Below are 5,581 nucleotides of genomic sequence, written 5' to 3'. Positions count from 1 at the left end.
TCAGTCAACATCTCCAGCGACTGACACACTGCATTCGCGAGCAAGCCCGCTCCCACATAAGATTTTTGCCAACAGGTGGTTGTTACTCGGCTTCGGGCACACCCTTCTCCCACGCCGACCAGTTCTTGAGGATCGCCTGCACCAGCGGATTGCCCGTGCGGTACAGGTTCTCCAGCGCCGGCACAAACCCACCCTGGTCGGCGTACTTCAGCAGGTTGTCCACTTCGCTGTAGCCCGGATACGGCCGGTCGAAGTCCGAACCCGCGCGCACCACGGCCAAGCGCTGGATATCCACCAGCCCCTCGCGGCTGGCCCGCAGCAGCGCTTCATAGGTGGAGTTGTCCTCCTGCTGGGTGGTGCAGTACTCACCCTTGTTATCCGTCAACAATTTGGTCCACACCTCGGCGCGCTCGCTCAAGCGCGTGCCGGAAAACCAGGTGTTGCCCGCCAGGGTGTCGCAGCGGGTGACCTGTGGCGGCTGGTTGGCCGGGGCGGCGGGGTAGTGTTTGCGCCAGGCGGCAGATTCCTTGCTTTCCGTCAGCTCGACCTGGTGCGACAGGGCAAACGCCTTGGCCTGCAACTTGGGGTTTAGCTCAAACACTTCGGTCTTGTAGTCCAGTGGCGGTTTCTCGTTGGGACCTTTGGTGTTGATGCCGATATAGCCGGTCGGCCAATCCTTGGGCGCATCCCGCGAGTCCAACTCCCATTGCGTGCCGAACTCCACCAGGTAATGGGCCCAGGCCGCGGTGCCGATGGTGCCGTGCTTGGGGCTGATGCCGGCGATCCCGGCGATCAGGAAGTAGCTCTGGCGCAGGTCGAACTTGGGCGACAAGGCCAGGGCCAGGGTGGACGCGGCGGCGTTGGTCTGGCCCATGCCGGTGACGAGCAGGCAGACATCCTGGGTATTGCAGCGGATCACCGGGTATTCGGCAGAGAGGCCCGGTACGCGGACTTCCTGCTTGAGTTGCAGGCGGTCGATCCAGGTCTGCGCTTCCGGGGCGAACATGGTGATGAGCATGACTTTGGGTTTGATCGGTGCATCTGCCAATACCATAGGGGCCAGCAGTGCCAGGCCGACCGTCATCGAGAGACGAGTAAACAGTTTCATCCAAAGCTCCTTTATCAGAATTGATAACCCACGCCGGCGTAGTAGCCCCAGCCGTCCGAACGCGCACGGAAGTTGCCTTCGCCGAAGTTCAACTCGCTGCCATCCTCCCAGTTGCCGCCGTTATGAAAGTAACGGCCGACCAGGGTGAACCGCAGGTGGGTAAACGAATACAGCAGCACATTGGTCGCCACCAACGAGTTGGCGGTGCGCGCCGGGTTGTCCTTGTGCAGGTCCGAGCCAAAGTCGTAGTTGGTGAAGCCGATATAGGTCAGCGAGGCACCGTTGTCGAACTTGCCGATGGGCACGATGTACTTCATTTGCGCGCGGTAGCCGTCCCACGAATATTCATTGCTGGCGCCGTAGTTTTCCCACTGGTAGCGCCCGTAGAAGTTGGCCGACAGATTGACCCGCGAGTGGGTGTCGATGTCGGTGCCCAGGCCGCTGTACAGGGTGTTGGCACGGTTGGCCTTGTTGCTGCCGTGGTCGTAGATCCAGTCGAACGCGACGTACCATTCCTTGAACGGCCCGATGGCCAGGCTGCGGCCCGCGAGGTAGTCGATGGAGATGCGCGGCTCGTGCTCCATGAACACCGGCGAGCCATGGTCCCACACGCCTTTGTCATTACTGTTACCGATGCCGAGGATCTTCGGCACGTCGATATAGCCATAGAGTTCGAAGGGGCCCTTGCGGCCGAAGTACTCGTATTCCAGGTAAATATCGTCGGACGGCTTGGGGCCGAAGCTGATGTCTTTGCTGCCGATCAATGTCAGGTCCTGGTTGAACCAGTCCGACAGGTACACGCCTTTTTTCGTCGGGCTGGCTTCCGGGCTGAGGGTTTCGCCCTGTGCTGAGTCATCGACGGGTTTTTCCTGCGCCAAAATGGGCGCGCTGAGTAGTCCCGTAACGGCGGCCAGTAGCAGGGAAACACCAAGGGCGGCAGGGTGCCTTGCGGTGGAATGCATTGAAAATCCCTATTCGTACGCGGTTTGGACCCGAATCTGTGGGTCGTGGTGAACTTGGCTGGCAAGTTCGTTCCGCAAACGTTTGCATAGGCTGTACCAACTTTGACTATTGGCTTGAATAGACTGGAAAAAAGCGCGATTAATCGACCTTTTGGTCAGAATTGACCCGGTGTCATTTTGTCGAGGGGATGAACCGGTGCAGCGCGGTTTCCCGGCGGTAATCGCTCGGCGTTTGATTCATCTCGATGCGAAAGTGCCGGTTGAAATTGGACAGGTTGGCGTAGCCCACTTCAAAGCAGATCGCCGCCACGGACATCTCGCTTTGCAGCAACAAACGGCAGGCGCGTTGCACGCGGAACTTGCGCATCAGGTCGATAAAACCGTGGCCGGTGTTGCGCTTGAAAAAGCGTGAAAAGCCTGGCTCGCTCATCTCCAGCTGTTGCGCAATCACCGACAGGCGCACATCCCCGGTGAGTTCGCGCATCAGGTAGTCGAAGGCCTTGTTGATGCGCTCGGCGCTGCGTGCATCCAGGGTGGGCGCGTAGCACGGGCTGGCCAGCGCCTGCACGTGCTGTGGCGGGGCGCTCTTGAGGGTGTCGAGCAGTTGCAGGAACAGCACCAGCCGCTGCAGGCCCTGGGCGTTGCCGATGTCTTCCATCAAGACCGCTGCGCGCAGCGCCGTGTCGCCGTGAAATTGCAGGCCGCGCCGGGCTTGCTCGAACAATGGCTGCAAGTCGCCCAGTTCCGGCAGCGTCTTGCGCAGGGCGAGCAGGGCGGCGCCGTCGAATTGCAGCACCACGTCACGGCCCTCGAGGTACTCGCCGGGGGCCAGTTCGCCGATCCAGTCGTGGGGCAGGTCGGGGCCGATCAGGGCGACGTGGCCGGCACTGAAGGCGCCGATGTAATCGCCTGCGACCAGCTTGCCGCTGCCTTGGCGGATCAGGTGGAGTTCAAACTCGGGGTGGTGGTTCCAGCGCGCCAGGTCATAGGGATAGTCGTGTTCGAACCAGCGAAAGCAGTGGTCCGGTTCGGGCAGGATCACTTCCAGTTCAGCGGGGCGGTGCTCGAACAGTTGGGCGCGGCTGACAGGCATGGCGGGGCTTCTTGTTGTTCTTGGTAGCGCTTCAAAATACGCCCCTGCGCGGTGCAGGCGCTACCCCTGGTTTTGCCGGGCACTGATACTTTTTTAACCCGGGGCGCACGGTTAAAAAAGTACCAGTCGCGCATCCGCCACGGGTTTGTGGGGGCTGGGCCAACCTGCTGTAATCGGCGCTCAACAACAAAAACAACAGGTGGATACCGCCATGCTCAAGCTCCCGCAAGCGTTGTTCCTGCTGTCCGGCCTGGCGTTGGCCATGCCCAGCCACGCCGCCGACACCGTGACTATCGCCACGGTCAACAACAGCGACATGATCCGTATGCAGCGCCTGTCCAAGGTGTTCGAAGCACAGCACCCGGACATCCGGCTCAACTGGGTGGTGCTCGAAGAAAACGTGCTGCGTCAACGCCTCACTACGGATATCGCCACCCAGGGTGGCCAATTCGACGTGCTCACCATCGGCACCTACGAAACCCCGTTGTGGGGCGCCAAACACTGGTTGGAGCCGCTGACCCAACTGCCGGCCGATTACGACGTCGACGACATCTTCCCTTCGGTGCGCCAGGGCCTGTCGGTCAACAACACCCTCTACGCGTTGCCGTTCTACGGCGAAAGCACCGTCACCTACTACCGCACCGACCTGTTCCAGCAGGCCGGCCTGAGCATGCCCGCGCATCCGACCTGGACCCAACTCGGCGCCTTCGCCGCCAAGCTCACCGCCAAGGACAAAGACCAATACGGCCTGTGCCTGCGCGGCAAGGCCGGCTGGGGCGAGAACATCGCCTTGCTGAGCACCATGGCCAACGCTTTTGGCGCGCGCTGGTTCGACGAGCAGTGGAAGCCGGAGTTGACCAGCGCGCAATGGACCGCCGCCGCCAATTTCTACGTCAACAGCCTCAAGCAATACGGCCCGCCTGGAGTGTCCAGCAACGGCTTCAACGAAACCCTGGCGCTGTTCAACAGCGGCAAATGCGCGATCTGGGTAGACGCCAGCGTCGCCGGCTCCTTCACCACCGACAAGAGCCAAAGCAAGGTCGCCGACCGCGTAGGCTTTGCCGCCGCGCCCACCGAAGTCACCGACAAAGGCTCCTCGTGGCTGTACGCCTGGTCCCTGGCGATCCCGGCCACGTCCAAGCACAAGGACGCGGCCAAGGCCTTTATCGCCTGGGCCACGTCCAAGGACTACATCCAGCTGGTCGCCGATAAAGAAGGCATCACCAACGTACCGCCCGGCACTCGCCAGTCCACCTACAACGACGCCTACTTGAAAGCCGCGCCGTTTGCCCAGGTGACCCTGGAAATGATGAAACACGCCGATCCGGCGCACCCGTCGGCCCAGCCGGTGCCGTACGTGGGCATCCAGTACGTGACCATCCCCGAGTTCCAGGCCATCGGCACCTCGGTGGGCAAGATGTTCTCGGCGGCGCTGACCGGAGGCATGTCGGTTGACCAGGCGTTGCTCCAGGCGCAGTCCACCACCGAGCGCGAAATGAAACGCGCGGGTTATCCAAAATAATTCTTTAGAGACATGTCCCATGAAACGACTTGAAGGTAAAAGCGCGCTGATCACCGGATCCGCGCGCGGGATCGGCCGCGCGTTTGCCCAGGCCTACATTGCTGAAGGCGCGAGCGTCGCCATCGCCGATATCAACCTGCAACGGGCTCAGGTAACAGCCGCCGAACTGGGGCCACAGGCGTATGCCGTGGAAATGGACGTCACCGACCAGGCCTCCATCGACGCCGCGATCCGCGCCGTGGTGGCTCAGGTCGGCAAGCTCGATATCTTGATCAACAATGCGGCGCTGTTTGATTTGGCGCCAATTGTCGATATCACCCGGGACAGTTATGAGCGGCTGTTTTCGATCAACGTCGCGGGGACGTTGTTCACCTTGCAAGCGGCGGCGCGGCAGATGATCCGTCAGGGGCATGGTGGCAAGATCATCAACATGGCCAGTCAGGCGGGGCGCCGTGGGGAGGCGTTGGTGGCGGTGTATTGCGCGACGAAGGCGGCGGTGATCAGTTTGACGCAGTCGGCGGGATTGGATCTTATCAAGCAGGGGATCAACGTCAATGCCATCGCGCCGGGAGTGGTGGATGGGGAGCATTGGGATGGGGTGGATGCGTTGTTTGCCCGGCATGAGGGGTTGGCGCCGGGGGAAAAGAAGCGAAGGGTAGGCGAGGCGGTGCCGTTTGGGCGGATGGGGACGGCTGGGGATTTGACAGGGATGGCGGTGTTTTTGGCTTCGGCGGAGGCGGATTATGTGGTGGCGCAGACGTATAACGTTGATGGGGGGAATTGGATGAGCTAGGGGGTGTTTTTGGTGTGTATATCCGTTATTTAGGTAACGGCCACTTAGGGTTCCGCCCTTACGGCGGGTCACTTTGGAAAAGCCCCAAAGTAACCAAAGGGCT

General features: G+C 61.2%; 5 protein-coding genes. 2 read left to right on the top strand and 3 right to left on the bottom strand.

Going from position 1 to position 5,581, the window contains the following annotated elements; genetic code table 11:
• Nucleotides 1-82: 82 nt before the first annotated feature.
• The 3 genes from NUV89_RS27010 to NUV89_RS27000 all read right to left on the bottom strand — a co-directional run bounded on the left by NUV89_RS27010 (nt 83) and on the right by NUV89_RS27000 (nt 3,163).
• Nucleotides 83-1,108 carry a purine nucleoside permease gene (locus tag NUV89_RS27010; RefSeq protein ID WP_257783716.1) on the bottom strand — a complete coding sequence of 342 codons (1,026 nt, stop codon included), beginning with the start codon at nt 1,106-1,108 and terminating at the stop codon, nt 83-85.
• A gap of 14 nt (nt 1,109-1,122) precedes the next feature.
• Nucleotides 1,123-2,070, bottom strand: coding sequence for a nucleoside-specific channel-forming protein Tsx (locus NUV89_RS27005; RefSeq protein WP_257783715.1), 948 nt, complete (start codon nt 2,068-2,070; stop codon nt 1,123-1,125).
• A gap of 172 nt (nt 2,071-2,242) precedes the next feature.
• Nucleotides 2,243-3,163, bottom strand: coding sequence for an AraC family transcriptional regulator (locus tag NUV89_RS27000; protein ID WP_257783714.1), 921 nt, complete (start codon nt 3,161-3,163; stop codon nt 2,243-2,245).
• A gap of 262 nt (nt 3,164-3,425) precedes the next feature.
• Between NUV89_RS27000 and NUV89_RS26995 the strand changes: the two genes are divergently transcribed.
• Both NUV89_RS26995 and NUV89_RS26990 read left to right on the top strand, forming a co-directional pair.
• Nucleotides 3,426-4,685, top strand: coding sequence for a sugar ABC transporter substrate-binding protein (locus NUV89_RS26995; protein ID WP_374684552.1), 1,260 nt, complete (start codon nt 3,426-3,428; stop codon nt 4,683-4,685).
• A 19-nt stretch (nt 4,686-4,704) separates the two neighbouring features.
• Complete coding sequence (locus tag NUV89_RS26990; protein WP_257783712.1) at nt 4,705-5,478, top strand: L-iditol 2-dehydrogenase; 774 nt, start codon at nt 4,705-4,707, stop codon at nt 5,476-5,478.
• Nucleotides 5,479-5,581: the final 103 nt, after the last annotated feature.

The organism is Pseudomonas sp. 18.1.10 (genome assembly GCF_024655625.1).
In the GTDB taxonomy this organism is placed as follows: Bacteria; Pseudomonadota; Gammaproteobacteria; order Pseudomonadales; family Pseudomonadaceae; genus Aquipseudomonas.
This window is presented reverse-complemented; position numbering and strand designations above follow the sequence as displayed.